A 26,125-nucleotide genomic window follows, 5' to 3' on the forward strand; every position below is an offset into this window, starting at 1 on the left:
CCTCATGGGAGAACATCGCATGCAGACCGCGAGTCCATATCCCGTCATCGCCGAACGCAGCCTGCGTCCGGTCCCCAGGAAGCTGCTGAGAGGCGCTCGCCGAGATCGAGCTGAGCTGCCGGAACAGCCCCCTGGAACGGTCCTGGTCTTTCACACGAAAGGGGGTTATCAGGCGTTCGCCGAGCGCCGGCATCTGACGGGCTCGGAGGAGGCGGTGGTCCAGGCCGTCGCCGTGAGCGTGGTGGACGTGCGGGGCCGGTACGTCCTGGTCGGCGTCCCCATCCCGTCGTCGGACCTGGCGCACGACTTCCCCGTCCAGGTGACCTTCCGCTGCACCGTCAAGGACGCCGCCAGGGTGGTGGAGGAAGGACTGCGGGACCTGCACATGCTGCTCGGCGCCTACCTCAGGGAGGACCTCGAACTGCAGAAGATGGGCCTGGAGTGGGGCATCGAGGGGATCCACCGGCTCCGCCCGCTGGTCGTCGCACGGGTCAAGGCGTTCTTCGAGGTGGTGCCTCCCCAGGTCGAAGGCGTCGAGGTGGCGCTGTCCAGCGTGGACGTGCTGCTGCCCGCCGACGTCAAGGATCATGCCAGGGGCATGAAGGGCATGCGCTGGGAGGAGGAGGCGAACGACCTGCGCGCGGCGATCGAGTCCAAGGACGTCGCCCGCATCGAGGCGTTCCTGCACCGGGGCAACGCCGGCAGGCTCGCGCTCGGCATCAGCCGGAACGCCGTGCCGATCGCGGACGCGGTCACCATGCTCGGCGCGGTGGAGGAGCAGCAGGCCGCCCGGATCTTCGAGGTGATCAGGGCGCTGCCGGAGGGCGCGCTGGACTTCCTGCCCATCGACACCCGCGCGCTCTTCCAGGAGGCCATGCGGGTGGCGGGCGTGAACTCCTCCGCAACGTCCGAAGCGCCGCCCATTGAGCAGCGTGGGGCCGGCAAGCACAGCGAGCCGCGCCCGCTGGGACTGGAGGAGTCGGATGACTGAGTCCCCTCCCCCCGCGCACCGGCGGGGACGGGGGCCGGACCCGGCGACCTGGCGGCGGCGGCTGGCCGTGGGGCGGCGGCTGCGCATTCTCACCGGGGTGAACGAGGGCATCCTCGACCGGGTGCCCCTGGAGCGCACCCACTACACCGGGCTCGGTGGCGTCGTCCTGGGCACCTCGCTGATCGCTGGGCTGGCCATGTGGTTCTTCCTCGCGCAGGTGCTCGACGGGCACCACCTGTGGGCGCTCCCGCTGGTGGTGGCCTGGGCGCTCATCGTGCTCAACATCGACCGCTGGCTGGTGTCCAAGTCGAGCGGGATGTGGACGCGCAGGCTGCTGATGCTGGTGCCCCGGCTGCTGCTCGCCGTCGTGCTGGGGATCATCGTGGCCGAGCCCATGGTGCTGCGCGTCTTCGAGACCGCCGTGGAGCAGCACATCGTGGACGAACGAGCCGAGGCGCGCAGCGCGCTGCGCGCCAAGCTGGTGTCCTGCAACCAGCCACCTTCCGGTACGCCCGCGCCCGCGAGCTGCGGAGCCGACTCCCTGCTGCTGTCCGACACCCCCGTGGAGTCCGTACGCGAGCTGAAGGGCGCGGAGAACGCCGTCAAGAAGGAGGAGCAGGCGCTCGCGGCGCTGAACACCAGGCACGCCCGCATGAACGAGAGCGCGAAGAACGAATGCGCGGGCGAGGAAGGGGACGGGCTCAGCGGCCGGATCGGCAAAGGCCCCCGCTGCTACCGACTCTATGCCGACGCGGACAGATTCGCCCGAGTGAACCGCATCGAGGAGCGGGTCGCGGCACTCGACCGGGACAAGGCACGCGTCGAGCAGCTGAGCCGGCGGCTCGCCACGGAGGAGAACGGCTTCCAGGGGAAGATCGACACGGCCATCGCCCTTCGGGTGGCCGAACTGCCGCTGCCCACCGCCCCCATCGGCCTGCTGGAGCGGATGGGCGCCCTGCACGAGATCACCGACCGGAACGGCTTCCTGCTCACCGCGACCTGGCTCTTCCGGCTGTTCCTCATCCTGGTCGACTGCCTGCCCGTGCTGGTCAAGCTCATGGGCGGGGCCACGGTGTACGACAGGCTGGTCGAGGCGGAGAACGAGAGCCGCAAGCGGGTGTACGACGAGACGCTCCGCAACAGGGAGCACGCGGAGCTCGGTGACCTGCGGCTGGAGCGTGAGCGCAAGGCGGAGGAGCTGCGCAGGCAGTCCCAGGATCTCCAGCTCGACCGTCAGCGGGACACGGCGCACGCCCGGTCCCGCATCGAGGACCTGATCAAGGAGCGGCAGGCCGACCTGCTCGGCAGGCCCAAGTCCATGAGCAACGGCTCCTTCCACTCCTTCGGAGCCTGAGACCGCCGAGGAGGAGGGCGGGTATGCAGGGCCGCCCTCCTCCCGATGTGTGCGTAATGCTTCCGGCATTCCGGACGTGGGGTGAGTGTTAAGGACCCCACGTGAGGAGACCGGATGGGAGCCGATCCCGAGGGCAGGTTCGAGGAGATCTACGGATCTTCGTATCTGCCCGGTCAGGAGCGGCAGGTCGGGTGGAGATGGCATTGCGCTCCGCTGACCGAGTGGGACGGGGTCAGTGGCCGGCTGAGTCCCTGATGCGTGCGACGTACTCCCGCCACCAGGAGGCGTCCGCGTCGGACGGGAACGACGCGTCGCCGGGGAACTGGCCGCCCGAGCCATCGAGCAGCTCGCGGACGATGTCGGCGTGCCCGGCGTGCCGCGCGGTCTCCCCGATCATGCGCAGCACGATCTGGCGCAGCGTGGCCTCCCGCCTGCCCTCCTTCCACCAGGACACCGTGCCGACGTGGTCGAGCTCCAGCGTCTCGATGGTCTCGTCGGCGTGGGCGCGGGCGCGCTGGTAGAGGCCGACGATGTAGTCAGTGGACTCGCCGGGTGCGACCCACATGTCGGCGCCGTCCCAGACGCTGCCGTCGTCCATCCACGACATCCGCTCCGGCGCGGGCCGGCCGAACGAATCGCCCAGATAGCCGTACTCCAGGCCGGCCAGGTGCTTGACCAGGCCGAGCAGGTTGGTGCCGGTGGGGGTCATCGGCGTGCGCAGCTCGGCGTCGCTCAGGCCGTCGAGCTTGTAGACCATGGCGTCGCGGAACTCCCGCAGGCTCGCGAGCAGCAACTCTTTCTCCGTCATGCGCGACTCCAGGGGCTCGGATCGTCAGGCGCGATCGTAGTGACGGGAACCGACACTTCTGGACCTGCGCTAGAGGGCCGACTCGCGGGCGTCGAGCAGCTCGTGCAGGTGAGCCCGGGACCAGGCGCACATGGCGGCCATCGGCTCCAGGAGCGTGCGGCCGAGCGGGCTCAGTTCGTACTCCACCCGTGGCGGGATCTCCGGGTAGACGGTGCGCGTGACCAGCCCGTCGCGCTCCATCGCCCGCAGCGTCGCGGTGAGCACCTTCGGCGTGATGCCGCGCAGGGGAACCTGCAGCTCGGAGAAGCGCCGAGGCCCTGACCTCAGGCACACGATGATCTTCGCCGTCCATTTGTCGCCGATGCGGATCGGCGGCTTCTCGGCCGAGCATGCGCTGAACATCTCAGGATCAAGTGGCTGCTTCACCTCGCCCAGCGTACGTAACTATCGTTGCGGGAACCTAGGGGTCAGCGACTAGCGTCCGCGGCAGTGGCCGGCGACCAGGCCGGCGATCAGACCGGCGACCAGGCCAGCACTGCCGAACGGAGCATTCCATGAGCGAGATCGTCATTTTCGGCGCGGGTGGCCGCGCGGGCCGGCACGCGGTCGCGGAGGCCGTCGCGCGCGGCCACCGGGTCACCGCGGTCGTCCGCGATCCGGCCGCGTACCAGGATCTGGCCGGTGACGGCGTGGCCCTGGTCGGGGGCGACGCCACCGACGCCGACAGCGTCGCGGCCGTCGCCGCCGGGCACGACGCGGCGATCAGCGCCGTCGCGCGGCTCGACACGCCGTCGGAGGAGTTCTTCGTGGGTACGGCGAACGCCCTGCTCGACGGGCTGGCCCGAGCCGGGGTCGGCCGGCTCGTGCTGGTCGGCATCGGCACCACCCTGCAGGTCGCGCCCGGGGTGATGCTCCTGGACACACCTGGCTTCCCCGCCGACGCGCGGACGTTCTCACTCGGTCACGCGGCGGCGCTGGAGGCGCTGCGTGCCGCGCGGACCGGTGTGGACTGGGTGGTGCTCGCGCCGCCGCCCACCCTTCTGGACGCCGAGGCGGCACGCACCGGCCGCTACCGGGTCGGCGGCGACCAGGTGGTGCCGGCCGAGGACGACGTCCTCTTCCCCTACGCCGACCTCGCGGCGGCCCTCGTCGACGAGATCGAGGCCCCGAAGCACCACCGGGCCCTGGTCGCCGTGGCACGCTGATTCCCTGCGGGGAATTGTCCGGCTTCGCGTCTTCCCGGAGCATCGGTCGAGTACCGATCGAAGGAGAAGGCATGACCGACATCGACCCCCAGGACCTGGCCGACCGCTACATCGCCGTCTGGGTCGAGCCCGACGCCGAGCTCCGCCGTAAGGCCATCCAGGAGTTGTGGGCCGACGGCGGGGCGCACATCCTGCAGCCGCCCCAGGAGATCCGGGAGGTCGCCGCCAAGCTCGGCTTCGACCGCCCGACGCTGGAGGCGCACGGCCACGAGGAGATCGAGCTGCGGGTGACCCGGAGTTACGCCGACTTCGTCGCGCCGGGCGAGTTCACCTTCCGACCGGCCGGCGACGCCGTCCGGCTCAGGAACGTGGTCAAGCTCGGCTGGCGGATGGTCCCCGTGGGCGGCGGCGACCCGGTCGGGGGCGGGCTGGACGTGCTGGTCCTCGACCGGGACGGCCGAATCGCCGAGGACTACATGTTCCCCGGCGCATGACCCGGCAGGGTCATCGACCTCGCAGGGCGCGAAAGCCTCGCAGGGCGCGAAAGCCTCGCCCGGCGCGAAAGCCTCGCCCGGCGCTAAAGCCTCGCCCGGCGCGCAAGGGTGAGCGAGGCGTCATGACCCGGCCAGCAGCGCCGCCGTGGCCGGGTCGGCGGGCAGGAAGGCCTCCAGCCTCAGCTCCGCCACCGTGACGTCGAGCGCGGTCGCGAACGTGGTGATCGTGGTCGTCAGCCGCAGCTCGCCCCGCGCCGTGCGCAGCACCATGGGGGCGGCGAACCCCACGTGATCCGGCCCGGGTGAGGGCTCCGGCACATACCCCGACAACTCGTCGTACAGCTCGTCCCGGGGGAGCCGGTCGAGGATGTGCCGCGCCCACCCGGCCAGGTTCGCGATCCGCGGTGCCAGCCCTTCGGGGTGCAGCGAGAGGCGCAGCACGTTGACGGGAGGGCGCAGCAGGTGTGCGGCGACGCCCTCGGTGAGCAGCTCGAAGGCGTCGTTGGCGAGCACCAGGTCGTGACCGGCGTCCACCACGATCGCCGGATAGGGCAGATGGCCGGTCAGGATGTGCCCGAGTGCGGCGCGTACGTGCGCCAGGCTCCCGTCGTCGAGCGGCGTGCGCGGGTAGACGGGGGCGTAGCCGGCGGCGAGCAGCAGCTCGTTGCGCTCACTGAGCGACAGCTCCATCGACTCGCCCAGCCGCACCACGAGGGTCCGGCCGGGCCGGGACCGGCCGGTCTCGATGAAGCTGAGGTGGCGCTGGGTCGTGCCCGAGCGGAGGGCCAGGTCGAGCTGGCTGAGGTGGCGGCGCCGGCGGGTCGCGCGCAGAGCCTCGGGGAAATCCACGAATCCAGTTTGCCCCGGAGAAAGGACTTGTCCGCCTTCGGCAAGAACGTTTTAATCCGATCTAAGGGGGCCGCGTCAAGGGAGTCATGTGTCGATCTTGCGCGGTACGGCGTGGCCGGTCTCTCTGGCGTACGCGGTCTTCGTTCTCGTCGGGTTGAGCGCCGGGGTGGCCGGCGTGCTGCTGCCCGCCCAGATGGCCGACTACGGCGTGGACAAGCCCACGATCGGGATCACCTTCTTCACCTTCTCGGCCGGGTTCATGCTCGCCGGGTCCACCGCCGGGCCCCTCGTGCACCGGTTCGGCACCCGCCTGGTCCTGATCGCCGGTGGGGGCGCGTACGTGCTGGCCGCCCTCTACACCGGCGTCCGGCCGCCGTTCGCCGCCTTCCTGGCCGTGCAGGTCCTGGCCGGCTACGGCACCGGCCTGCTGGAGTCGGTGCTCAACGTCTTCCTCGCCAGGCTGCCCTCGGCCACCACGCTGCTCAACCGGCTGCACGCCTTCTTCGGCGTCGGCGCGCTGCTCGGGCCGCTGCTGGCCGTGTGGATGCTGCGGTTCATGCCCTGGCCGGCCGTGTGGGTGGTGCTGGCCCTGGTGTGCGTGCCGCTCGTGGCCGGGTTCGTGCTGGTCTACCCCAAGCGGGACGACGACGGCATGATCCACGAGCCGTCGCCCGCGACGCCGGTCAGGAGCGGGCTGCTGGCCACCGTGATGCGTTCCCCGGCGGTGCTGCTCGCCTGCGCGTTCCTGGCCGTGTACGTCGGGCTGGAAGGCGGCGTGGGCAGCTGGGGGTTCACCTACCTCGTCGGCGAGCACGCCCAGTCGGAGCTGACCGCCGGCTACACCGTCAGCGGCTACTGGCTCGGGCTGACCGCCGGCCGCTTCCTGATCAGCCCGATCGCCACCCGGATCGGCTCGACCACCACCGGCATGACCTACGCCTGCCTGGGCGGCGTCGCGGCCGCGATCGGGCTGGTCTGGCTGGCGCCGGTCGCGGGCGTGGCCGCCGCCGGGTTCGTGCTGCTCGGGTTCTTCCTCGGGCCGCTCTTCCCGACGGCCATGGCGGTGGTGCCCTATCTCACCGAGCCCCGGCTGGTGCCCACCGCCATCGGCGTCATGAACGGCCTGTCCGTCGCGGGCTCCGCCGGGCTGCCGTGGCTGGCGGGCGCCGTCGCGCAGGGCGCCGGGGTGTGGACCCTGATGCCCTTCGTGATGATCCTCGCCCTGCTCCAGCTGCTCATCTGGTGGCGCCTGGTCGCGCGGATGTCGGCCCGCTAGGTGCGGGTGTAGTTGGGGTCCATGGTCTCGTGGGCCCGGTGGAGCAGGTCCATCAGCTTCTCGTCCTCGCGGATCTTCTTCCGGTACTTCTCCGGCAGGGTCCGCAGGTGCTTCTCCTCCGCCAGGAGCCTGCGGTAGGTGTCGGCGCACTCCTCCGGGTCGCACTGCGGGTCCAGCAGCCGGGTGGCGTAGCGGCGGGCGGCCGAGGACAGGTTCTGGGCGCGGCCCTTACGGCTGACCAGGGAGGCGATAACGGTGATGACGAGGACGCCGATGATCACTGTCAGCGACAGGCCGGTCGAGATCTCGACGACCGGCACGGGCTCGCCCTCGTTGATGAACGGGACGTTGTTCTCGTGCAGGGCGTGCAGGACGAGCTTCACGCCGATGAAGGCCAGGATCGCCGCCAGCCCGTAGGTGAGATAGATGAGCCGGTCCAGCAGCCCGTCGATGAGGAAGTAGAGCTGGCGCAGCCCCAGCAGGGAGAAGGCGGTGGCGGTGACCACGATGAAGACGTTCTGCGTCAGCCCGAAGATCGCCGGGATGGAGTCCAGCGCGAACAGCAGGTCGGTCCCGGAGATGGCCACCATGACCAGCAGCATCGGCGTCAGGACGCGCTTGCCGTCCACCATGGTCGTCAGCTTGTCGCCGTCGTAGTGATCGGACGTGCGCAGGAACCTGCGGGCCAGGCGGACCATGATGTTCTCGCCGGAGTGGCTCTCCTCGCCCTCGGGCTTGATCAGGTTGCCGGCGGTGATGAGCAGGATCAGGCCGAACAGGTAGAACACCCAGGCGAAGCTGTTGATCAACGCCGCGCCCAGGAAGATGAACCCGGTCCGGGCGACCAGCGCGAACGTCACCCCGAACAGCAGCACCTTCTGCTGGTCCGCCCTCGGCACCCGGAAGCTCGCCATGATGATGAGGAAGACGAACAGGTTGTCGACCGACAGGGCCTTCTCGGTGACGTAACCGGCGAAGTATTCGGCGCCCATGTCGGAGCCGCCGAAGAGCCACACGCCGATGCCGAACAGGATGGCGATGCCCACGTAGGCGGCCGACCACACCGCCGACTCCCGTAGCGACGGAATATGTGCCTTGCGCACGTGGAAGAAGTAGTCGAACAGCAGGAGGCCGCCGATTCCGATGATCGTCAGCCACCACACCAGGGCAGGCACGTGCACGCGTGACTCCAAGTCTCGATAGCGGGATCGCTGGCTGAGGGTCGCGGCCCAGTCAACCAGATGCCCCTGCATGCAAGGCTCAAGCCAGGCAGAGTTCGTTGCCCTCGGGGTCGGCGATCGTGATCCACCAGGTGGGGCCCTGCCGGCCCTTGTGCAGCATCGTGGCACCCTTGCCGACCAGCCGGTCCACCTCGGCGTCGATCCTGTCGGCGCCCACCCGGATGTCGAGATGGACGCGGTTCTTGACCGTCTTGGCCTCCGGCACGTGCTGGAACAGCACCCGGGGGGCGCGTTCGAGGCCGCCCGGGTGGCGGATGGCCGCGCCCTCCTTCCACACCAGGTTGCCGTGGTGGAAGGTCGTGTCGTCGTCGGCCGCGTGCCCCTTCTCGATCAGGCTGCGGATGAACGCCTCATCCTGCCGCTCCACCTGCCAGCCCAGGGCATCCGCCCACCAGTCGGCTAGGTTGTGCGGATCTTGGGTATCGATGACTACCTGAAGGTCATATGCCATGAGCTAATGCTAAGTAAGGTCTTTGCCCATGACGTTGGTACGTGAGCTGAAATCGTGGCAGGAGGTCGGTGATCGGGTCTACGTCCGGCGCCACGAGTCGTACGACATGAACGTGGGGCTCGTCGTCGGCGACGGGCACTGCCTGGTGTTCGACACCCGCATGTCGCACCGCGAGGCGGCCGACCTGATCGAGGCGATCAGGGGGATCACCGCCAGCCCGTGGACGGTCGTCAACAGCCACGCGCACTTCGACCACTACTTCGGCAACGCGCTCTTCCGCCCGGCTGAGATCTGGGGACACGCGAGGTGCGCCGAGGAGATCGAGCTGTACGGCGCGGAGCAGCGGAGCAAGGTGGCCGGGTTCGTCCCGGTGGACCGGCGCCAGGAGGTGGAGGAGGTGGAGATCGACCCTCCCGACCACACCTTCACCACGGCCGCCACCCTGGACATCGGCGGGCGGATCGTCCACCTGCGCCACTTCGGCCTGGGCCACAGCTCCAACGACATCGTCGCGCACATCCCCGACGCGGGCGTGGTCTTCGCCGGCGACCTGGTCGAGCAGGGAGCGCCGCCGGCGTTCGGCGACTCCTACCCGCTCGACTGGCCGGACACCACCGCCCGGATGCTGAACGAGATGCGCGAGCCGGTGTACGTGCCCGGCCACGGCGCGGTGGTGGACCGGGACTTCGTGGTCGGCCAGCACGGCGACCTCGTCACGGTGGCCGACCTGGCCAGGCGGGCGCACGTGGAGGGGCTGCGCGACCTCATCCACGCCTTCCCCTACAGCGAGGAAGTGACGCGCCAGGCCATCGAGCGGGCCTTCCTGCAACTCGACGCCCTGCAGGCCTGACAGCCGCCGCACGGCCCTCGACAGCGGGCCCAGCTCTGTCTATAGTGCATATTGCAATATAGAGGGAGGCATCATGGCGCGACGCCACGATTTGGTGGGGCTCACCGTGCTCGCCATGCTCTCGGTGCGCGCCAGCCACCCCTATGAGCTCCACCGCTTCATCATCGACACGCACAAGGACTATGTGACCGGCCTGCCGAGAAGCCTCTACCACGCGGTGGACAGGCTGGCCGGGGACGAGCTGATCGCCCCCGCCAAGACCGACCGCGAGGGCCGAAGGCCGGAGCGGACGGTCTACGAGATCACCGACGAGGGCAGGCGGGAGCTGGCCACCCGGCTTCGCAGGCTGCTGCAGGAGCCCGAGCCGGACCGCCGCACGCTGGTGGCGGCGATCTCGCTGATCGGGGCGCTGCCGCCGGAGGCCGCGATCAAGGCGCTGCGCCTCCGCGTGGCCGCGCTCACCGGCGCGATCGGCGGGCTCGACGCGCAGATGGTCACGATGGCGGAGAACGGGCTGCCCCGGCTGCTCATGCTGGAGCTCGAATGCGACCGGGCGCTCTTCGCCGCCGAGCAGGACTGGGTGCGCGGGGTGCTCGACCGGATCGAGAGCGGTGAGCTCGACTGGGCGGGCACGGTCAAGCAGTCGCTGATGGAGCGGGCCCTGGAGGAATGAACGCTGGAGGAATGAGTGGGCCGTCAGGGTGCGCCAACACCCTGACGGCCGGAAATCCGAACAAGGCGCCTGCCCTGTCCAGGACTCGCAGTCTCAGGATAGGCGCCGCTGAGACAGGAGCCGTGCCATGTCCCAAGAGATCCACAACCTGATCGACGGCGTCTACGAGACGTGGAACGCCGGTGACGCCGCCGCCTACGCTGCGCTGTTCACCGAGGACGCCGACTACATCACCTACTTCGGCCTGCACCTCAAGGGCAGGCAGGCCATCGACGAGGTGCACCGCGACCTCTTCAAGATGCCGATCAAGCTCGACGCCGGGGGCGAGCCGTCCGTCAAGATGCTGAGCGACACCGTCGCGCTGATGATCGCGACCGGCGGCTCCGTGGTGGACGGGCGGCGTGAGCCGGGCCGCGACTCGATCCTCACCTACACCGCCGTCCACACGCCCGAAGGCTGGCGCTTCGCCTCCTTCCAGAACACCCGGGTGGGGCGACCATGAAGAAGCTGGTGACGGAGGTGTCCGGTGTGGTGGCGGCGCCTGCCGCCACGGTGCGGGCCGCGCTGGGGCGGGTACTGCTGCCCGGCGGACGGGACGTCGTGGGGCGGTTCACCGTGGCGGACCTGCCGGGGCACACCTCGACCGTCGAGGTCACCGAGGACCTCATCGCGTTCCAGGGCGGCTGGTGGTATCGCGGTGAGTGGACGCTGGCTCCGCACCCGGAGGGGACGCTGGTGGTCCACCGCGTCTACAACGTCGCCGAGCGGGCGCGGTGGGGGGTGGGGCTCGCCAACCGGTTCTTCGTCGGCTTCGCGGACACTACCCGCCAGAGCTTCGCCGAAGGTCTCGCCCGCCTGGGCGCCGACCTGAACTGCCGCACCCGCCTCACCTGACCGCACCGGCCGGTCGCACCCGCCCGGACCGCACCGGCCCGCCCGCCCACCTGACCGTGCCCGCCTTTCCTAGTGGGTCGCCGGGAAGGTCGCGATGAAGCCGCCGTCCTCGGCGGTGAGGGTGCCGCCGTGCAGCAGCGCGATGTCCCGGGCGATGGACAGCCCGAGCCCGGCGCCTCCGGCGTCCCGGGCTCGGGCCTCGTCCAGCCGGGTGAACCGGTCGAAGACGGTCTCGCGCTGCTCGGGCGGGATCCCCGGCCCGTCGTCGTGCACCTGCAGCACCGCCTGATCGCCGTCCGTGCGGACTCGTACGAGAACGCGGGTCGAGGCGTGGCGCAGGGCGTTGTCGACGAGGTTGGTCACCAGGCGGTCGAGGTGCCCGCGCGCGCCGCGCACCACCACGTCGGGCTCGATGTCGAGGTCCAGGTCGAGTTCAGGCGGCCGGCCGATCCGCAGGGACTCCTCCATGGCGACCTGGCCGAGGTCGACGTCGGTGGTGCGCGCCGGCTCGCCCGCGTCGAGCCGGGCGAGCAGCAGCAGGTCGGCGGCGAGAGACTGCAGGCGGGCCACGTCGGTGAGCGCCTCGGCGGTCAGTTCGCTGGGCTCGGCCAGCTCCAGCCGGGCCCGCAGCGTGGCGATCGGGCTGCGGAGCTCGTGCGCCGCGTCGGCGACGAACGTCTTGTGCGTCTCGACGGAGGCTTCCAGCCGGTCGAGGGTGTCGTTCACGGTGGTGGCGAGGGCGGCGATCTCGTCCCGCGATCGGGGTATAGGCACCCGCTCGTGCAGGTCGCGGGCGGTGATGTGGGCCAGCTTGGCCCTGATGGCCGCCACCGGGGCGAGCGCGCGGCCGAGGGAGAACCAGGTCATGGCCGCGACCAGGACCAGCAGCGCCGGCACACCCGGCAGCAGCACGCCGTTGAGCGTCTGCAACGCCTGCTCGGTGCCGGTGAGCGGGACTCTGGCGTACAGCATGGTGGCGCCGCCCTCGGCGGTCGTCAGCCTCTCCCCGGCCACCGCGTAGCTGTCCACGGGCGCCCAGTCGGCCAGGGGCGGGTCGGCGGTCTGCGCGATGAAGACGTCGGGGTCGGTGATGAACAGCGTCTCCGTGCGCGTGGCCAGCTCCCTCGTGGCGACGAGGGGCTGGGCGGGCATCGCCTCGGCGGTGATCCCGCCCTTCACGGCCTGGACGGCGATGCCGGCTCTCCTGGAGGCCTCGGCGTCGGCGGAGCCTGTCAGGCTGCCGCGCAGCACCACCACCAGCACGACCGTGATGGCACCGAGGGCGACCGCCACGACCAGGGTCGCCGCGACCGTGGCGCGCAGCCGTACGGACGAGGGGTCGATCGTCTTCACGCGGCCTCCAGCCGGTAGCCGGCGCCGCGCACCGTGACGAGGGTGGTCCGGCCGAACGGCTGGTCGATCTTGCGGCGCAGCGCGCTGATGTAGACCTCGATGATGTTCGGGTCGCCGTTGTAGGAGAAGTCCCACGCCTGGGCCAGCAGCTCGCTCTTGGAGACCACCTCGCCGGCCCGTCTGGCGAGCCCGTGCAGCACCGCGAACTCCTTCGGCGTCAGCGCGATCTCCACCGCGCCCCGGCGGCAACGCAGCCCTGCCGGGTCGATGACCAGGTCGCCCACGGTGATCGACACGGGCCGTTCGGTGCCGCCGCGCCGCATCAGGGCGCGCAGCCGGGCCAGCAGCACGACGTAGGAGAACGGTTTGGACAGGTAGTCGTCGGCGCCGTTGTCCAGGGCTTCGGCCTCGTCGTAGATGCCGTCCTTGGCGGTGAGCATCATGATCGGCGTCCAGTCGCCGGCCTCGCGCAGCCGGGAGCAGAGCGCGTAGCCGTTCATCCTGGGCAGCATCACGTCCAGGACGATCACGTCGTAGTCGTTCTCCGTGGCCAGCCAGAGCCCGTCGCGCCCGTCGTGGGCCACGTCGACCGCGAACCCCTCGCCGGTCAGCCCGCCCTTGACCAGGTCGGCCAGCCGCCGCTCGTCCTCCACCAGTAAGACCCGCACGAGCACCAAGAGTGCCGTACGTCACCTAAAGCCAACCTGAAGATCATTTATGCCGTCTTCAGCGTCACTTCAGGTACGGCCGGACAGTCTCTGAGCGTCAGATCCGATCAACGAAGGAGAATCCATGTTCAAGCGGCGTTTGGCTGTACTCGGCGCGGTGGCGGTGCTGGCGCTGTCCGGGCTGGGCGGGTCCGCTCTGGCCGCCGGTGAGCCTCCGGTGTCGGTGCCGGGTGCCAAGGTGACCTGCACCACGGCCGATGGCAAGCCCGTCGCCATCAAGGTCGCCAAGGCCATGCCGGCGGACGGTGATGTGGTCACGTACCCGGCGACCCCGGCCGACGGCAAGGTGCGCACGGCCGAGAAGAACGATCTGCACGTGACGAAGCACCTGGACGGCGAACTGCTCACCATCGAGGCGGTTCCGGCCACCGAGGCGGTGCCGCCGAGCGACGAACCGGTTCGCGTCACGGAGCCGATGCGGGCCACGGACGTGAACGGCGAGCGGCCCGCCGAGTGGGGCAGGACCGAAGCCGGCGAGCCCGCGGACGCGAAGAAGCTGAAGCGCGACGGCATCTTCTGCGTGGCCGAGAAGGAGTGATCTGACGCGGCCGCCGGGCGATCCGGGGGCGCACGGCGACCGCGTGCACGGGGGTAGTCGGGGAACGACGGGTGCGGGGTGCCGCCCGGTGCTCGAACAGGCCATGGCCGGGTCGGCGTCAACTCCGTCTGTGCGGCAACGGCGGACACTGCGCGAAAGGCGTGGTCAGCCGGATTCCGAAGACGGAGTTGACACCTCGGCAGAGACGCACGATCTGGCAGCTCTCGGGGGCGTGGGAGATGTGGCCGTTGGACGGCAGGATCAGCCTCGCACGCCTGTACGCCCAGATCATGCTCCAACACGGCAGCCGCCGCGCTGCCTGCTTGGCGTAGACCACCTGGCGATCCGGCCGGGCCGTCAGCGCAACCGGGCCGCGAGCCCGTCGAGAACGACGCCGAGCTGCCGTTCGAACCTCTGGTCACCGTCGTCGCGGAGGTGCCCGGCGGCCTTGACCAGATCGGCGCCTTCACCCAGCCACGCATCGCGCCCGGTGGGGGAGTAGCGGTCGGCGGACTGGCTGCGCTCCTGCTCCTCGATGACGAAGCCGACCACGAACGCGGTGACCAGGTCAATGGCGTCGTCCGCCTCGGCCAGTGAGAATCCGGCCGCGGTCAAGCGCTCGAGCCAGGACTCCTTCGCCTTCACCACTTCGGGGCCGGAGTAGCGCGTGCCGCTGAATATGCGCGCTCCGTCCCGGTGGAGGAGGTACTCCGAGCGCAGGATACGGGCGTAGGTGGCCAAGGCGTCACGCCAGCCGGCGCCGGGAGTGACCGCCGAGAGGGCGTTGACGACGCGGCGCATGACGAACGTGCTCATCTCGTCGAGCAGCTCCTGTTTGTTGCGGACGTGCCAGTACAGCGCGGGTGCTCCCACGCTGAGCCGGGAAGCGAGCGCGCGGACGGTGATGGCGTCCATGCCCTTCTCATCGAGCAATTCGAGTGCCACTGCCACGATCCGCTCTCGCGTGATGCCCTTCGCCACGCTTGACAGCTTAACAAAGTTCAGGCACAGTCGGGGACATCCAAAAACGAACTTAGTTCAGGAGCGTGTCATGCGTGCTGCGGTCGTCAACACCCCAGAATCGACACCCGTCTGCGCGGACTTCCCCGACCCGGAACAACGGCCGGGCCAGGCGCCGCTGAGACTCGTGGGCGCGGGTCTGCACTACGTCGTCCGCGGGATGGCCTCCGGCCGCCATTACGACAGCGACCAGGCCTACCCCCTCGTGCCGGGTATCGACGCCGTGGCCCGGACCGACGACGGGCGGCTGGTCTACACGGGCCTTGCCCGGTCGCCGTGGGGAACGATGGCCGAATGGATGGTCACCCCATTCGAGGAGGATCTGCCCGCCGGGGCCGATCCGCTCGCGGTCGCCGCCGGCATGAACCCCGCCATGGCGGGGTGGATGCCGCTGATCGCCCACCGCAAGGAGGCGGGCGAGCTCGGCACCGTGCTGGTGCTCGGGGCGACTGGCATGTCGGGCAGCCACGCCGTGCGGGCGGCGCTGGCCCTCGGCGCGAAACAGGTCATTGCGGCCGGGCGCGATCATGAGGCGCTGGAGCGGCTGCGCGGCCTCGGCGCCATCACCGTTCCGCTCGCGCCCGCGGCATCCGACGTCAGGGCGACCGCCCTGGCCGTCGCCGTCGCCGAGGCGCAGCCCACGCTTGTGCTCGACTTCGTGTGGGGCCCCGTCGCCGAGGCCACCTTCGCCGTACTGGGAATGACCGGCACGGACGATGACAGCGCGGCGATCGACTACGTGCAGATCGGCTCGCTCGCCGGGACCGAGGCGGCGCTGCCCGCGGCGCTGCTCCGCAGCCGGCGGATCCGGATCAGCGGCAGCGGCACCGGCTCGGTATCGAAGGCCGAGATGATCGCCGAACTTCCCCGGATCCTTGCCCGGTTCGCCGACGGCACCTTCGACGCGCCGTACACCGCCTACCCGCTCAGCCGCGTCGGCGAGGCCTGGGCGCATCAAGGGCGCACCCGCGCCGTCGTCGTCCCGGACTGACCCAACCCATTACGCACTTAGTTGATCGTCCACACCATCTCTACGCACTCGGAAGGTCCCCCATGCGAAGAAATATCGGTATCAAGCTGGCCGCTGCCGTGGCCATGACGGCCATGCTGGGTTCGATGACCAGCTTGTCCCCGGCACAAGCCGTCGCCGGTAACCCCGGTGCCGCGAAGACGGTCGCCGCCGGCAGCGGCATCCCAGTACTGGTCGATCCGGCCGTGGATCTCGCCGCCAGGACGCCGGGTCCGGAGCACGACTGGGCCGACTCGATCTACTTCACCAGCCGAGTGAAGGCGGGCAGCCACGACATAGGCCTGCTGGTGCACACCGTGAGCATCCCGAAGGGCCCAGGCAATCTGCTGCTGTTCTCCGTCCACGACGAGACCACCGGCTGGTACAAGAGCTACGCCACCGTGGTTCCCGAGAATGACTTCGCCTGGAGCACAAAGGAGCTCGACATCACGGCGCCCGGTCTCAAGTGGACGGGCAACGCGCAGCGGATGTCCGTCTCCCTCGACGTGCCGTGGGGCTCCCTCGACGTCGTGCTCCAAGCGCGCGGACCGGCCCTGAACTACGGCAGCACCGGAGCGTTCCCTCTGTTCGGTCAGACCAACTACGAGTTCGCCCTTCCCGACATGCGGATCACCGGCACCGTCACCTTCGACGGGCGCCGCCAGCAGATCACCGGCCGGTCCTGGCTGGACCGCCAGTGGGGACCGATCGATAATGCGCCGAAGCGTCACTGGAGCTGGATGAATTTCAACATGCCGAACGGTGATTCGGTGGCCATCTGGGACGCCGTCAGCGATAACGGCCAGACGCACACCTGGGCCACGGTTCTGCGCAAGGACGGCTCGTATGAGGTGGCATCCGTCACGCCGTTCGCCGACAGCGCCGGCAAGTTCTGGACCAGCCCTACGACCGGGCAGAAGTACCCGACCCAGGTGACCGTCAACATCCCGGCGCTGAAGACCCGTCTGAAGGTGCACGTCACCGGCAAAACCGGTCAGGAAATCATCCTCGGCGGCAACGGGCGCCTGGAGGCCACCGCCGCCTTCGAAGGCACCTACCAGGGAGCCAAGGTCACCGGTAAGAACTTCTTCGAGATGTTCGGCGACTGGCAGTCCTGAGTCCCTCGCGGCGCCGGGTGCTCTCTGCTGTAGTCGACATACGGCAGGGGCGCCCGGCGCCATGCGGCTGGCCTGCACAGCGCGGGACCGCAGATCGGCGAAGGCCCGTGCCGCGAGAGGATGTCCATATGAGAACGCCGGCGGTCTGCCTGATCCATGATCAGGAGGTTCGTGCCGACGGGGGCGAGAGCGACTACCCAGAGCGAACAGGCCGCCCCTGCGTAGTGCCGCCTGGATCGGTTGCTCGCGTCGCCGCTCACGTGCGATGCGACGAGTGGCTCAGCCGGCGCAGGTGTCGTGGGTGGCGTCGAAGCCCTTCAGCGCGTCGCTGTCGGTGGGGTGCAGCGCCTTCAGCCCTCGCCAGTCGTCGCCGATCACCAGCACCAGCCGCGAGGTCCGCGCCTCGCCGGCCAGCTTGGGCGAGGCGGCCAGCAGATCCTTGGCGAGCGTCGGCACGCGCGTCTCACCGTTCGGACCGTACAGGATCATTGATTTCTTGTACGGCTTCCGCGCGGTGTCGCCGATCTTGGTGATGTGGTAGCCACGCTGCTCCAGCGAGGCGGCGACCTGCCTGCCGAGGCCGCTGCGGTAGGTGCCGTTGCGCAGCTCCACCTGCACCTTCGACCTCGGCACCTTGGTCTGCCCGCCCTTGACGCCGGCCGGCTCGGCGTCCGTGGCGACGATGTCGAAGAGCCGGTTCGCCTGAGGTTGCACCCACTCCACCCGGCCCGGCTGGCTGACCGAATAGTGCCACGGTGTGGTGACGAAGTGGATCCGCCCGGCGCTCAGCCCCTGGAGGCTCAGGGCCAGGTCCTTCATGACCCCCGTGGTCAGCTCGGGGTCGGTGGTGACGGCCTTGGTGCCCGCGTCGAGGATGCTCAGCAGGCGGGCCGGATCCGTGAGCGTCTGGCCGCTCATCACCTTCTTCACCATCGAGGCGACGAACATCTGCTGACGCTGGATCCGGCCGATGTCGGAGCCGTCGCCGAAGCTGTAGCGGGCGCGCACGTAACCGAGCGACTGCTCGCCGTTGAGCGTCTGCCGTCCGGCGCGCAGATGGAGCATCGCCTTGTCGTCGTCGACGCGCTGCGGCAGGCAGACCTCGACGCCGCCGACGGCGTCCACGATGCCTTTGAAGCCGGTGAAGTCCACCTTGACGAAGTGGTCGATGTGGATCCCGGTGAGCGTCTCGATGGTCTTCCAGGTGCAGGCGATGCCCCCGGTGTTGAACGACTCGTTGATCATGCCGAGGTGGGGCTGCTGACCGGGCAGGCCGTGCTTCGCGCGGCAGGCCGGCAGCTGGACCATCGAGTCACGCGGGAAGCTGATCACCATCGCGTTGTCGCGCTTGGACGACAGGTGCGCGAGCATGATCGTGTCGGTGCGCTCGCCGTCGATGCGGTGGCCGTACCTCGCGTTCTTGCCGTCACGCTGGTCGGAGCCGACGATCAGCACGTTCATGGCGGTGCTCGCCACCTTGGCCGGGCGGGCGGCGCCGAGATCGCCGGCCACGTCCTCGTGCTTCAGGTTGCCGGTCAGCTTCAGGAACAGGCCGACCCCGGCGCCGGCGATCAGCAGCACGACCGTCACCACGCTCACGATCAGCCAGCGGAGCCAGCGGCGCGCGCGCTTCGGCGGCGCGCTCGACGGAGATGGCGGCGCATCGACGAGCCCGCTGCTCACGTAACTCCCAAATGGTGACGAGACCATCGGGCAGCCGCCCTCGGCCTCTGCGGAATCCGGCCGGTCGAGTGTACTTAAGCCAGGCCACCGGGCATGTGAGGTCCGTTAGATCGGCGCGCTCGCCGGGCTCAATCCGGAAGCGGAACCCGTAGGGAGACCGTGCCGCGCATGTCGAGCCAGGCCGCGCCGGGGCCGCGTACCAGCCGCATCACCACCTCCTCGCAGCCGGGGCAGCGGGCCACCAGCCCGGGGCTGGGGCCGTACACGCGCAGTGCGGCGAGCGGCCCGGTCAGCCCGCAGTTCGCGCACTTGCCGACGGCCGTGGTCGCGTCGAAGGCGAAGATCTCGCCGAGCGGGCCCGCCAGGGCGTTGCCGTCGAGGTGTTCGATGGTCATGGTCAGCCTCCGCTGGGGCCGAAGCGTTCGGTACGGACATGGTCGGGCGCGTGCCCGAGATCGATCAGCATGTCGGCCGCGACCTCGACGAAGCCGGTCGGGCCGCAGACGTAACAGTCGGGCTCGAAGCTGGCGGGCCAGCCGTTCTCCGCCAGGTCGTCGCGCATGACCCTGCCGGCCTTGCGCGGCCAGTCCTCCGGCGCGGTCCTGGTGTAGAGATAGGTGATGTCCAGCCCTGGTTCGGGGCGGCGCAGCTCGTCCGCGTAGTAGCGGCGGCCGGGGTCGCGCAGCGAGTAGAGCAGCCTGAACGGCGTCCGGCTGCCCGCCAGCCGGCGAGCCCGGACCATCGCCATCAGCGGGACGATCCCCGACCCGCCGCCGACCAGCAGAACCGGCGCGCGGCTCTCCGGCCGCCACACGAACCAGCCGCCGACCGGCCCGCGGATTTCCACCTGGTCGCCCACCTGGAGGACCTCGGTGAGGTACGGCGAGACCTCGCCGTCGTCCACCAGCTCCACGGTGAGCTCGATCCGCTCGCCGTCCGCGGGCGCGGCCAGGGAGTAGCTGCGCTGGGTGCTGTAGCCGTCTTCGGCGGTCAGCCGGACGTCCAGGTGCTGCCCCGGCAGGTGGCCGGGCCAGCCCGGGGCGTCGAAGACCAGCGTGCGTGCCGTCGCCGTCTCCTCGCGAACCTTCACCAGCGTCGCCGCCAGCCAGATCAGCCGGCGCATTCAGTCGCCCTCGTAGCGTTGCTCGCGCCACGGGTCGCCGTAGTTGTGGTAGCCGGCGGTCTCCCAGAAGCCCGGCCAGTCCTCGTTCGTCAGCCGGATGCCGCGCACCCACTTGGCCGACTTCCAGAAGTAGAGGTGCGGCACCAGCAGCCGGGCCGGGCCGCCATGACTGGGCTGCAGCTCCTCGCCGTCATAGCGGTAGGCGATCCACGCCTTGCCGTCGAGCAGGTCCTCCAGCGGCAGGTTGGTGGTGTAGCCGCCGTAGGAGTAGACCTGCGCGTACTCGACGCTCGTCTCCACGTTCTCGAAGAGCACGTCCAGCGAGACGCCCTCCCAGTTCGTGTCGAACTTGCTCCACTTGGTGACGCAGTGGATGTCCACCGTCGGCGTCTCGACCGGCAGCGCCGTCAGCTCCTGCCAGGTCCAGCGGTGGGTCTGCTCCGTCTCGGTGTCGATGGTGAACTCCCACCGGTCCAGCGGAACACGAGGAGTCGGCCCCGCGGACAGCACGGGGAAGCCGTGCTCCAGATACTGGCCGGGTGGCAGCCGGTCCCCACCCTCTGTCCGGCGGCCACGGAAGCCGCGCGAGATGATGCCCATGGGCTCACAATCGCATCTCACGGTATGCCGCGCATCACCTGAAGCTGCTCATTTCCGATCATTTGACCTGGTGCCACCATCTGGATGTGCGGCACGTGTTCCGGGCAAGGTCAGGTGACTCGGCCGGGGTGGGGCGATGGGGTCAGGTGGCATGGCCGGGGTTGGTCTGGTAGCGCTGCCAGGTTGGTCAGGCGGTGCGGCTGAGTGGGCTCACCCGGCGCGGCCCACGTCAGGCTGCGCGGCCGGCTTTGAGTGAGGCCGTGGTGTCGACGACGCGGCGGGCCTGGTGGCGGGCCGCCTGCAAGGCCACCTCGCTGGGCGGGCCGTCGCCCGCCACGTGGGAGGTGCCGTACGGATTGCCCGACTGGAACTGGACGGGATCGGTGTAGCCGGGAGGCACGATGATGCCGCCCCAGTGGTAGAACGTGTTCCCCAGCGCCAGGAGGGTGGATTCCTGTCCGCCGTGGGCGGTGTTGGAGGCGGTGAAAGCCGAGTACACCTTGTCCGCGAGCTTGCCCTGGAACCACAGGGGACCGGTCGTGTCGATGAACGCCCGGAGCTGGCTGGCCGGGTTGCCGAATCGGGTCGGGGTGCCGAACAGCACCGCGTCGGCCCAGCCCAGGTCGTCATGGCCGGCCTCGGCGACATCCGCCGTTTCCTGAAGGTGCTGGGCCCAGGCGGGGTTGGCGCTGATCGCCTCAGGTGGGGCCAGCTCAGCGACCCGGCGCAGTCGCACGCGCGCCCCGGCCTTCTCCGCGCCCTCGGCGACGGCCTGCGCCAGGGTGTGCACGGTGCCTGTGGCACTGTAGTAAATGATCGCGACGTTCACAGGTTCCATGATCGTTTCCTTCCTTCAGGGTTCGTGTCAGCAGTACTTCTCAGCGTTCGTGTCAGCAGTACGACGACACAGCCCCTCGAAAGGTGAGGCGACCACGACGCCCGCCACTCGCCGACAGGTCGCGACCAGCGAACCTCACACTTTCGTACGCTGTTTCGTCGGACTGGTGAGGGCAGATGCGACCGAGGGAGTCGGCGACACCATGACCATCCGATCCAAGTCGGCGGGACCGGGCGAGCGGCGTCAGCTGATCAACCTCGCTTACCGGCTCCTGGGCTCCCTGGCCGATGCCGAGGACGTCGTCCAGGAGACCTACGCCCGGTGGTACGCCATGTCCCCGCAGCAGCGGGAGGCCATCGAGTCCCCCGGCGGCTGGCTGACGAAGGTCGCCGGGCGCATCTGCCTCGACCTGCTCGGCTCGGCACGGGCCCGGCGGGAGCGCTACGTGGGCGAATGGATCCCGGAGCCGCTGCCCGACCGTACGGAGTGGATCAGCGGTCGGACGGATGGTGGCACGGCCGACCCGGCGGACCGGGTCACCCTCGACGAGTCGGTCAACATGGCCTTCCTTGTCGTGCTCGAATCGATGACCCCGGCCGAGCGCGTCGCCTTCATCCTGCACGACGTCTTCCGCTACTCCTTCGCCGAAGTAGCGGAGATCGTCGGCCGTACCCCGGTGGCCTGCCGCCAACTGGCCTCCTCGGCCCGCCGCCGGATCCGCGACTCACAGGCTCCGGCGACTCCGGCGGCCCAGCGCGCCGACCTGGTCAGAGCCTTCAAGCAGGCATGGCAGGCCGGGGACATCCACGCCCTCATCGGCCTCCTCGACCCCGACGCCACGGCGACCGGCGACGGCGGCGGCCACGCCACAGCCGTGCTTCACCCGGTCCAAGGCGCCGAGCAGATCGCCCGCTTCTTCGCCGACCGAGCCGGTGAGACACCCAACGTGGAGATCGTGGAGCGCACGGTCAACGGCCAGCCCGGCCTGGTGGCCCAACTCGACGGCGTCACCGTGTCAGTCCTGGCCTTCGACATCGCCGACAACCGAATCAAGCACATCTGGGCAATTCTCAACCCCAACAAACTCCGCCCCTGGACGACAAGCTGACAAACTCCGGCTTGGGACGGCGTGCTGACAAAGCCCGGCCTCGAACTCCTGGTGACCGCGCTCAGATGGTGCGGTGAGGGGTGACGAGGCCTGACTCGTAGGCGAAGACGACCAGTTGGGCGCGGTCTCTGGCGTGCAGTTTGGTCATGGCTCGGCTTACGTGTGTCTTGGCCGTCATCGGGCTGATCACCATCTGGGCGGCGATCTCGTCGTTGGACAGCCCTCTGGCCACCAGCGCCGTCACCTCACGCTCGCGGTTGGTCAGCACGTCGAGGCCTTCGGGGGTGGGCTCCGGCCGGTGGGCGACGTACGCGCCGATCAGGCGGCGGGTGATGGAGGGGGAGAGCAGCGCGTCGCCCCTGGCCGCGACCCGGACGCCCTGCAGCAGGTCGGAGGGCTCGGTGTCCTTGACCATGAAGCCGCACGCCCCGGCCCGCAGCGCGTTGAAGACGTATTCGTCCAGCCCGTAGTTGGTGAGGATCACGACGTGGACGCCGCTCAGCCGCTCGTCGGCCGCGATCCGCCGGGTGGTCTCGATGCCGTCCAGCACCGGCATCTGTACGTCGACCAGCGCGACGTCGGGCCGGTGCGCCCGAGCGAGGGCGAGGGCCTGCTCGCCGTCGGCCGCCTCGGCGACGACCTCGATGTCGTCCTCGGCCTCCAGCAGGGCGCGGAAGCCGCCACGGATGAGCGCCTGGTCGTCCACGATGAGGACGCGGATCACGATGGGCCTTTCACAGGGAGGGGGATCACGATGGGTTCTTCACGGGGAGTTCGGCGCGTATGGTGAAGCCGCCTTCGGGGCGGGGCTCGGCGCGTAACCTGCCGCCGAGCGCGGTGACGCGCTCGCGCATGCCGAGCAGCCCGACCCCGGGAACCGGGGGCCGGTCCGGGTGGGCGTGGCCGTCGTCGTCGACCTGCACGACCAGCTCGTCCGGGCGGTAGTCGATGCGCACCAGCGCGGACGCCTGGCCGGCGTGCCTGCCGACGTTGGTGAGCGCCTCCTGGACGATCCGGTAGGCGGCGCGGTCGACATCTGTGGGCAGGCTCTGCTGCTCCCCGGTGATCGTGACGGTGGCGGGCAGGCCGGTCGAGCGTGCCCGGTCCACCAGGTCGTCGAGCCGGTCCAGGCCGCTGCCCGGCGGCTCGCCGTCGGAGTCGCGCAGCACCTCCAGGGTCGCGCGCAGCTCGCGGATGGCGTCGCCGCTGGCCTCCTGGATGGCGAGCAGGGCGGCGGGCACCTCCTCGCCGCGCTTGCGGGCGAGGTGCACGGCCACCCCGGCCTGCACCTTGATGACGGAGATGCTGTGGGTGAGCGAGTCGTGCAGCTCCCTGGCGATGCGCAGCCGCTCCTCGCCCGCCCGGCGGCGCGCGACCTCCTCACGGGTGCGCTCGGCCTCGGCGGCCCGCGCCTCCGCCTGCCGCAGGTAGGCCTGCCGGTGCTTGGTCACGGTCGCCGTCACCCCCGCGGCGATGAACCAGCCGAGCAGCAGCGTCGTGCCCTGAACGATCTCCTGAGGGGACTTGGCGGCCGGCGCGGCCAGCTGGGCGGCCAGGGTGCCGCCCAGGAAGACGACGGCGGCGGCCGAGGCGAGCACCCGATGCCCCGCCCTGACCGAGGCGAACACACTGATCAGCACCGGGAAGGCCGCAGGCGGGCCGGGAGTCGCACTCCCCGCGTAGAAAAGCATGCAGACCGTGCTGACGGCCAGCGCCAGCAGCGGCGACCAGCGCCACGCCACCAGCGCCAGCGAGCCGACCAGAACGGCCGCATGGTCCAGGGGCCGCATGACCGGCGTGGCGAGCGCACCGGCCAGCAGCACGGCCGCGACGGTCGCCGCGAGCGCCACGTCGGTGGCGTTCGGGAGCCGCCCCTGTTCGAAGCCCATGCCCGCACAGTACGGCTGACCCGGGTCCGCCCGCATCGGCCCGTGGTCGGATCAACCGCCTACTCCCAGCGCGGTAGTCAGCCGGAACCTGCTCCCCCCGCCGTAGCCACAGGAGCCAACCCAGGCACGACGACCGCGACCACCCCCGCCGACGACGATGTGACGAAATATACGGGCACGTCGTTCGAAAGGCACCGTGATGAACCTCCTCCCAGCGCTGCGCGCCGTGATGGCCCTGCACGTCGCCGCCGCCCTGTTCCAGTCGGTCACGGCCGGCATGCTGCTGTCCTCAGCCGACGGTCGTACCCTGCACGTCGCCTCCGGCCTCGTCCTGGCGGGCATCGGGGCGGCGCACGTCCTGCTGTCGATCCTCGTGTGGCGGCCGGGCCGCGGCTCGGCCGCCTTCATCCCCGGCGCGGTCCTCCTGCTGGCGATCACCGCGATCACCGCGATCCTCGGGGAGACCGGCATGAAGGTGCTGCACCTGCCGCTCGGCGTGGCGATCTTCGGAGGCACCGTGGCGCAGCTCATCCGGGCCATGCCGAGCCGTGGCCCCGCGGTCGCATGACGCTGACGAGAAGGCGGGCGCTGGGCCTGCTCGGCCTCGGCGCGGTCGCCGCCGCCGGGCTGCCCGGCTGCTCGCTGCTCGAAGCCACCCCGCAGCCGCAGCTCCTGCCCAGCACCGCGCCGCTGCCGAAGCCGTACAGGGTGTCACTGCCACTGCCCGAGGTCGCCGAGCCGGCGCGCACCCTGAGCGGCGTCGACTACTACGACCTCGCCCCGCGCCCCGCCGACGTGGAGATCCTGCCCGGCCTGCGTACCCGGATCTGGGGGTACGGCGGGCGGTTCCCCGGCCCGACCATCGAGGCGCGCAGCGGTCGCAGGACAGTGGTGCGCCTGGCCAACGAGCTGGAGGTGCCGACGGTCATGCACCTGCACGGCGGGCGCACCCCGCCGGAGTCCGACGGCTACCCGACCGATCTGGTGCGGCCAGGGGAGCGGCGGGACTACGACTTCCCGCTCGACCAGCGCGCGGCCACGCTCTGGTACCACGACCACCGCATGGACCACACCGGGCCGCAGGTGTGGCGCGGGCTGGCGGGCTTCTTCCTGGTACGGGACGCCGAGGAGGAGGCGTTGCCGCTGCCTGCGGGCGACCGGGACCTCCCGCTGATGATCTGTGACCGATCCTTCGCCGAGGACGGCACCATGCCCTACCCCAGTTACCCGGACAGACCGGGCGCCCGCGAGCCCTACATGGGCGGGGTGCTCGGCGACGTCATCCTGGTCAACGGCGCGCCCTGGCCGGAGCTGCGGGTGGCGCGCGCCCGCTACCGGCTGCGCCTGCTCAACGCCTCCAACGCTCGTGCGTACGAGCTGTCCACGGGCGGGCCGCTCATCCGGATCGGCAGCGACGGCGGGTTGCTGCCGGCGCCCGTCACGGTCCGTCAGGTACGGCTCGCCCCCGGGGAGCGGGTGGACGTGGTCGCCGACTTTTCGGCCTACCCGATCGGCCAGGGGGTGGAGCTGCGCAACCTGGCGGGTGAGGGGCCGCAGGCCAGGGTGATGAGGTTCGTCGTCGACCGTGACGCCCGCGACGACTCGGCCGTTCCCGCCCGGCTGTCCACGGTCGAGCGGCTGGACCCGGCCGGGGCCGCCGCCACCCGGGACTTCGAGTTCACCAGCGGCAGCATGCACGGCGGCACCGGCTGGCTGATCAACGGCAAGCCGTTCGACCCGGCGCGGACGGACGCCAGGCCCAAGCTGGGCGACACCGAGGTCTGGCGGCTGACCAGCGACGTCGCCCACCCCGTGCACCTGCACCTGGCGCACTTCCAGGTGCTGTCAGTGAACGGGAAGCGCCCGCCGGGGCCGATCGAGTGGAAGGACACCGTCGAGCTGCGCGACGCCCAGACCGTGGAGATCGTCACCCGGTTCACCGGCTATCGCGGCCGTTACGTCTTCCACTGCCACAACCTCGAACACGAGGACATGGCGATGATGGCCAACTTCGAGGTCGTATAGGAGACGG

The 26,125-nt window shown here is 70.2% G+C and carries 30 protein-coding genes; 15 read left to right on the forward strand and 15 right to left on the reverse strand.

Features of this window, described 5'->3' with window-relative positions; translation table 11 throughout:
- Positions 1 to 4 precede the first annotated feature (4 nt).
- Both ACIBQX_RS39135 and ACIBQX_RS39140 read left to right on the forward strand, forming a co-directional pair.
- Positions 5 to 991 carry a hypothetical protein gene (locus tag ACIBQX_RS39135; protein WP_397013675.1) on the forward strand — a complete coding sequence of 329 codons (987 nt, stop codon included), beginning with the start codon at positions 5 to 7 and terminating at the stop codon, positions 989 to 991.
- Positions 984 to 2,345: a DUF4407 domain-containing protein gene (locus ACIBQX_RS39140; RefSeq protein ID WP_397013677.1), complete on the forward strand. Its 1,362-nt coding sequence runs from the start codon at positions 984 to 986 to the stop codon at positions 2,343 to 2,345. The genes ACIBQX_RS39135 and ACIBQX_RS39140 overlap by 8 nt, the downstream gene beginning before the upstream one ends.
- 232 nt (positions 2,346 to 2,577) lie before the next feature.
- Here the strand turns inward: ACIBQX_RS39140 and ACIBQX_RS39145 are convergent, their stop codons facing one another.
- Both ACIBQX_RS39145 and ACIBQX_RS39150 read right to left on the reverse strand, forming a co-directional pair.
- Positions 2,578 to 3,153, reverse strand: a complete 576-nt coding sequence (locus ACIBQX_RS39145; RefSeq protein WP_397013679.1) for a DinB family protein — start codon at positions 3,151 to 3,153, stop codon at positions 2,578 to 2,580.
- Positions 3,154 to 3,222: 69 nt separating this feature from the next.
- Positions 3,223 to 3,579: a winged helix-turn-helix transcriptional regulator gene (locus ACIBQX_RS39150; RefSeq protein ID WP_397013681.1), complete on the reverse strand. Its 357-nt coding sequence runs from the start codon at positions 3,577 to 3,579 to the stop codon at positions 3,223 to 3,225.
- A 128-nt stretch (positions 3,580 to 3,707) separates the two neighbouring features.
- Here ACIBQX_RS39150 and ACIBQX_RS39155 point away from each other — a divergent pair, with 128 nt between their 5' ends.
- Both ACIBQX_RS39155 and ACIBQX_RS39160 read left to right on the forward strand, forming a co-directional pair.
- A complete protein-coding gene (locus ACIBQX_RS39155; protein ID WP_397013683.1) occupies positions 3,708 to 4,358 on the forward strand; it encodes an NAD(P)-dependent oxidoreductase in 651 nt (216 codons plus the stop codon).
- A 71-nt stretch (positions 4,359 to 4,429) separates the two neighbouring features.
- On the forward strand, positions 4,430 to 4,852 hold the full coding sequence (locus ACIBQX_RS39160) for a hypothetical protein (protein ID WP_397013685.1): 423 nt from the start codon (positions 4,430 to 4,432) through the stop codon (positions 4,850 to 4,852).
- A 120-nt stretch (positions 4,853 to 4,972) separates the two neighbouring features.
- On the opposite strand, the gene ACIBQX_RS39165 is transcribed toward ACIBQX_RS39160, so the two are convergent.
- Complete coding sequence (locus tag ACIBQX_RS39165) at positions 4,973 to 5,701, reverse strand: helix-turn-helix domain-containing protein (RefSeq protein WP_397013687.1); 729 nt, start codon at positions 5,699 to 5,701, stop codon at positions 4,973 to 4,975.
- Positions 5,702 to 5,789: 88 nt separating this feature from the next.
- Here ACIBQX_RS39165 and ACIBQX_RS39170 point away from each other — a divergent pair, with 88 nt between their 5' ends.
- Positions 5,790 to 6,977, forward strand: a complete 1,188-nt coding sequence (locus ACIBQX_RS39170; protein WP_397013689.1) for an MFS transporter — start codon at positions 5,790 to 5,792, stop codon at positions 6,975 to 6,977.
- Here ACIBQX_RS39170 and ACIBQX_RS39175 read toward each other — a convergent pair.
- Positions 6,974 to 8,158, reverse strand: coding sequence for a TerC family protein (locus tag ACIBQX_RS39175; RefSeq protein ID WP_397013691.1), 1,185 nt, complete (start codon positions 8,156 to 8,158; stop codon positions 6,974 to 6,976). The genes ACIBQX_RS39170 and ACIBQX_RS39175 overlap by 4 nt on opposite strands.
- Positions 8,159 to 8,237: 79 nt before the next feature.
- Positions 8,238 to 8,669: a VOC family protein gene (locus ACIBQX_RS39180; RefSeq protein ID WP_397013693.1), complete on the reverse strand. Its 432-nt coding sequence runs from the start codon at positions 8,667 to 8,669 to the stop codon at positions 8,238 to 8,240.
- Between the two features lie 28 nt (positions 8,670 to 8,697).
- Here ACIBQX_RS39180 and ACIBQX_RS39185 point away from each other — a divergent pair, with 28 nt between their 5' ends.
- The 4 genes from ACIBQX_RS39185 to ACIBQX_RS39200 all read left to right on the forward strand — a co-directional run bounded on the left by ACIBQX_RS39185 (position 8,698) and on the right by ACIBQX_RS39200 (position 11,086).
- A complete protein-coding gene (locus ACIBQX_RS39185; RefSeq protein WP_397013695.1) occupies positions 8,698 to 9,519 on the forward strand; it encodes an MBL fold metallo-hydrolase in 822 nt (273 codons plus the stop codon).
- Between the two features lie 73 nt (positions 9,520 to 9,592).
- The gene (locus ACIBQX_RS39190) at positions 9,593 to 10,192 is read left to right on the forward strand and encodes a PadR family transcriptional regulator (protein ID WP_397013697.1); all 600 of its coding nucleotides are present in this window, start codon (positions 9,593 to 9,595) and stop codon (positions 10,190 to 10,192) included.
- A gap of 127 nt (positions 10,193 to 10,319) precedes the next feature.
- Complete coding sequence (locus ACIBQX_RS39195) at positions 10,320 to 10,694, forward strand: SgcJ/EcaC family oxidoreductase (RefSeq protein WP_397013699.1); 375 nt, start codon at positions 10,320 to 10,322, stop codon at positions 10,692 to 10,694.
- A complete protein-coding gene (locus tag ACIBQX_RS39200) occupies positions 10,691 to 11,086 on the forward strand; it encodes a hypothetical protein (protein ID WP_397013701.1) in 396 nt (131 codons plus the stop codon). The genes ACIBQX_RS39195 and ACIBQX_RS39200 overlap by 4 nt, the downstream gene beginning before the upstream one ends.
- A gap of 69 nt (positions 11,087 to 11,155) precedes the next feature.
- Here ACIBQX_RS39200 and ACIBQX_RS39205 read toward each other — a convergent pair whose 3' ends face one another.
- Both ACIBQX_RS39205 and ACIBQX_RS39210 read right to left on the reverse strand, forming a co-directional pair.
- On the reverse strand, positions 11,156 to 12,439 hold the full coding sequence (locus ACIBQX_RS39205; protein WP_397013703.1) for a sensor histidine kinase: 1,284 nt from the start codon (positions 12,437 to 12,439) through the stop codon (positions 11,156 to 11,158).
- On the reverse strand, positions 12,436 to 13,107 hold the full coding sequence (locus tag ACIBQX_RS39210) for a response regulator transcription factor (RefSeq protein WP_397013705.1): 672 nt from the start codon (positions 13,105 to 13,107) through the stop codon (positions 12,436 to 12,438). Before ACIBQX_RS39210 ends, ACIBQX_RS39205 begins: the two co-directional genes overlap by 4 nt.
- 124 nt (positions 13,108 to 13,231) lie before the next feature.
- On the opposite strand from ACIBQX_RS39210, the gene ACIBQX_RS39215 reads away from it, so the two are divergent.
- Positions 13,232 to 13,705: a hypothetical protein gene (locus ACIBQX_RS39215; protein WP_397013707.1), complete on the forward strand. Its 474-nt coding sequence runs from the start codon at positions 13,232 to 13,234 to the stop codon at positions 13,703 to 13,705.
- Between the two features lie 357 nt (positions 13,706 to 14,062).
- On the opposite strand, the gene ACIBQX_RS39220 is transcribed toward ACIBQX_RS39215, so the two are convergent.
- Entirely contained in the window at positions 14,063 to 14,686 is a 624-nt protein-coding gene (locus ACIBQX_RS39220; protein WP_397013709.1) for a TetR/AcrR family transcriptional regulator C-terminal domain-containing protein, read from the reverse strand.
- A gap of 70 nt (positions 14,687 to 14,756) precedes the next feature.
- Between ACIBQX_RS39220 and ACIBQX_RS39225 the strand changes: the two genes are divergently transcribed.
- Together ACIBQX_RS39225 and ACIBQX_RS39230 are read left to right on the forward strand one after the other, a co-directional pair.
- Complete coding sequence (locus ACIBQX_RS39225) at positions 14,757 to 15,716, forward strand: hypothetical protein (protein ID WP_397013711.1); 960 nt, start codon at positions 14,757 to 14,759, stop codon at positions 15,714 to 15,716.
- Between the two features lie 104 nt (positions 15,717 to 15,820).
- Positions 15,821 to 16,852 (forward strand): lipocalin family protein, encoded by a 1,032-nt coding sequence (locus ACIBQX_RS39230; RefSeq protein ID WP_397014090.1) that lies wholly within the window; start codon positions 15,821 to 15,823, stop codon positions 16,850 to 16,852.
- A gap of 279 nt (positions 16,853 to 17,131) precedes the next feature.
- Here ACIBQX_RS39230 and ACIBQX_RS39235 read toward each other — a convergent pair whose 3' ends face one another.
- From ACIBQX_RS39235 to wrbA, 5 genes are all read right to left on the reverse strand, one after another.
- Complete coding sequence (locus ACIBQX_RS39235; protein WP_397013713.1) at positions 17,132 to 18,535, reverse strand: LCP family protein; 1,404 nt, start codon at positions 18,533 to 18,535, stop codon at positions 17,132 to 17,134.
- Positions 18,536 to 18,663: 128 nt separating this feature from the next.
- Positions 18,664 to 18,930, reverse strand: coding sequence for a DUF6510 family protein (locus ACIBQX_RS39240; RefSeq protein WP_397013715.1), 267 nt, complete (start codon positions 18,928 to 18,930; stop codon positions 18,664 to 18,666).
- 2 nt (positions 18,931 to 18,932) lie between these two features.
- Positions 18,933 to 19,658, reverse strand: coding sequence for a ferredoxin reductase (locus tag ACIBQX_RS39245; RefSeq protein WP_397013717.1), 726 nt, complete (start codon positions 19,656 to 19,658; stop codon positions 18,933 to 18,935).
- The gene (locus ACIBQX_RS39250; RefSeq protein WP_397013719.1) at positions 19,659 to 20,258 is read right to left on the reverse strand and encodes a sulfite oxidase-like oxidoreductase; all 600 of its coding nucleotides are present in this window, start codon (positions 20,256 to 20,258) and stop codon (positions 19,659 to 19,661) included.
- A gap of 229 nt (positions 20,259 to 20,487) precedes the next feature.
- Complete coding sequence (wrbA, locus tag ACIBQX_RS39255; RefSeq protein ID WP_397013721.1) at positions 20,488 to 21,096, reverse strand: NAD(P)H:quinone oxidoreductase; 609 nt, start codon at positions 21,094 to 21,096, stop codon at positions 20,488 to 20,490.
- Positions 21,097 to 21,298: 202 nt separating this feature from the next.
- On the opposite strand from wrbA, the gene sigJ reads away from it, so the two are divergent.
- A complete protein-coding gene (sigJ, locus tag ACIBQX_RS39260; protein WP_397013723.1) occupies positions 21,299 to 22,204 on the forward strand; it encodes an RNA polymerase sigma factor SigJ in 906 nt (301 codons plus the stop codon).
- Positions 22,205 to 22,265: 61 nt separating this feature from the next.
- On the opposite strand, the gene ACIBQX_RS39265 is transcribed toward sigJ, so the two are convergent.
- Positions 22,266 to 22,928, reverse strand: coding sequence for a response regulator (locus ACIBQX_RS39265; RefSeq protein ID WP_397013725.1), 663 nt, complete (start codon positions 22,926 to 22,928; stop codon positions 22,266 to 22,268).
- Between the two features lie 25 nt (positions 22,929 to 22,953).
- Positions 22,954 to 24,093 carry a sensor histidine kinase gene (locus ACIBQX_RS39270; protein ID WP_397013727.1) on the reverse strand — a complete coding sequence of 380 codons (1,140 nt, stop codon included), beginning with the start codon at positions 24,091 to 24,093 and terminating at the stop codon, positions 22,954 to 22,956.
- 199 nt (positions 24,094 to 24,292) lie between these two features.
- Here ACIBQX_RS39270 and ACIBQX_RS39275 point away from each other — a divergent pair, with 199 nt between their 5' ends.
- Positions 24,293 to 24,661: a hypothetical protein gene (locus tag ACIBQX_RS39275; protein ID WP_397013729.1), complete on the forward strand. Its 369-nt coding sequence runs from the start codon at positions 24,293 to 24,295 to the stop codon at positions 24,659 to 24,661.
- Positions 24,658 to 26,118: a multicopper oxidase family protein gene (locus ACIBQX_RS39280; protein ID WP_397013731.1), complete on the forward strand. Its 1,461-nt coding sequence runs from the start codon at positions 24,658 to 24,660 to the stop codon at positions 26,116 to 26,118. Before ACIBQX_RS39275 ends, ACIBQX_RS39280 begins: the two co-directional genes overlap by 4 nt.
- Positions 26,119 to 26,125 lie beyond the last annotated feature (7 nt).

This window comes from Nonomuraea sp. NPDC049714 (assembly GCF_044465295.1).
In the GTDB taxonomy this organism is placed as follows: Bacteria; Actinomycetota; Actinomycetes; order Streptosporangiales; family Streptosporangiaceae; genus Nonomuraea.

Bases quoted from the DNA above. Each gene is read 5' to 3' on its own strand.
- ACIBQX_RS39135 (WP_397013675.1), top strand. From the start codon at position 5: ATGGGAGAACATCGCATGCAGACCGCGAGTCCATATCCCGTCATCGCC.
- ACIBQX_RS39140 (WP_397013677.1), top strand. From the start codon at position 984: ATGACTGAGTCCCCTCCCCCCGCGCACCGGCGGGGACGGGGGCCGGAC.
- ACIBQX_RS39145 (WP_397013679.1), bottom strand. From the start codon at position 3,153: ATGACGGAGAAAGAGTTGCTGCTCGCGAGCCTGCGGGAGTTCCGCGAC.
- ACIBQX_RS39155 (WP_397013683.1), top strand. From the start codon at position 3,708: ATGAGCGAGATCGTCATTTTCGGCGCGGGTGGCCGCGCGGGCCGGCAC.
- ACIBQX_RS39160 (WP_397013685.1), top strand. From the start codon at position 4,430: ATGACCGACATCGACCCCCAGGACCTGGCCGACCGCTACATCGCCGTC.
- ACIBQX_RS39180 (WP_397013693.1), bottom strand. From the start codon at position 8,669: ATGGCATATGACCTTCAGGTAGTCATCGATACCCAAGATCCGCACAAC.
- ACIBQX_RS39185 (WP_397013695.1), top strand. From the start codon at position 8,698: ATGACGTTGGTACGTGAGCTGAAATCGTGGCAGGAGGTCGGTGATCGG.
- ACIBQX_RS39190 (WP_397013697.1), top strand. From the start codon at position 9,593: ATGGCGCGACGCCACGATTTGGTGGGGCTCACCGTGCTCGCCATGCTC.
- ACIBQX_RS39195 (WP_397013699.1), top strand. From the start codon at position 10,320: ATGTCCCAAGAGATCCACAACCTGATCGACGGCGTCTACGAGACGTGG.
- ACIBQX_RS39200 (WP_397013701.1), top strand. From the start codon at position 10,691: ATGAAGAAGCTGGTGACGGAGGTGTCCGGTGTGGTGGCGGCGCCTGCC.
- ACIBQX_RS39215 (WP_397013707.1), top strand. From the start codon at position 13,232: ATGTTCAAGCGGCGTTTGGCTGTACTCGGCGCGGTGGCGGTGCTGGCG.
- ACIBQX_RS39225 (WP_397013711.1), top strand. From the start codon at position 14,757: ATGCGTGCTGCGGTCGTCAACACCCCAGAATCGACACCCGTCTGCGCG.
- ACIBQX_RS39230 (WP_397014090.1), top strand. From the start codon at position 15,821: ATGACGGCCATGCTGGGTTCGATGACCAGCTTGTCCCCGGCACAAGCC.
- ACIBQX_RS39240 (WP_397013715.1), bottom strand. From the start codon at position 18,930: ATGACCATCGAACACCTCGACGGCAACGCCCTGGCGGGCCCGCTCGGC.
- ACIBQX_RS39245 (WP_397013717.1), bottom strand. From the start codon at position 19,658: ATGCGCCGGCTGATCTGGCTGGCGGCGACGCTGGTGAAGGTTCGCGAG.
- ACIBQX_RS39250 (WP_397013719.1), bottom strand. From the start codon at position 20,258: ATGGGCATCATCTCGCGCGGCTTCCGTGGCCGCCGGACAGAGGGTGGG.
- wrbA (WP_397013721.1), bottom strand. From the start codon at position 21,096: ATGGAACCTGTGAACGTCGCGATCATTTACTACAGTGCCACAGGCACC.
- sigJ (WP_397013723.1), top strand. From the start codon at position 21,299: ATGACCATCCGATCCAAGTCGGCGGGACCGGGCGAGCGGCGTCAGCTG.
- ACIBQX_RS39270 (WP_397013727.1), bottom strand. From the start codon at position 24,093: ATGGGCTTCGAACAGGGGCGGCTCCCGAACGCCACCGACGTGGCGCTC.
- ACIBQX_RS39275 (WP_397013729.1), top strand. From the start codon at position 24,293: ATGAACCTCCTCCCAGCGCTGCGCGCCGTGATGGCCCTGCACGTCGCC.
- ACIBQX_RS39280 (WP_397013731.1), top strand. From the start codon at position 24,658: ATGACGCTGACGAGAAGGCGGGCGCTGGGCCTGCTCGGCCTCGGCGCG.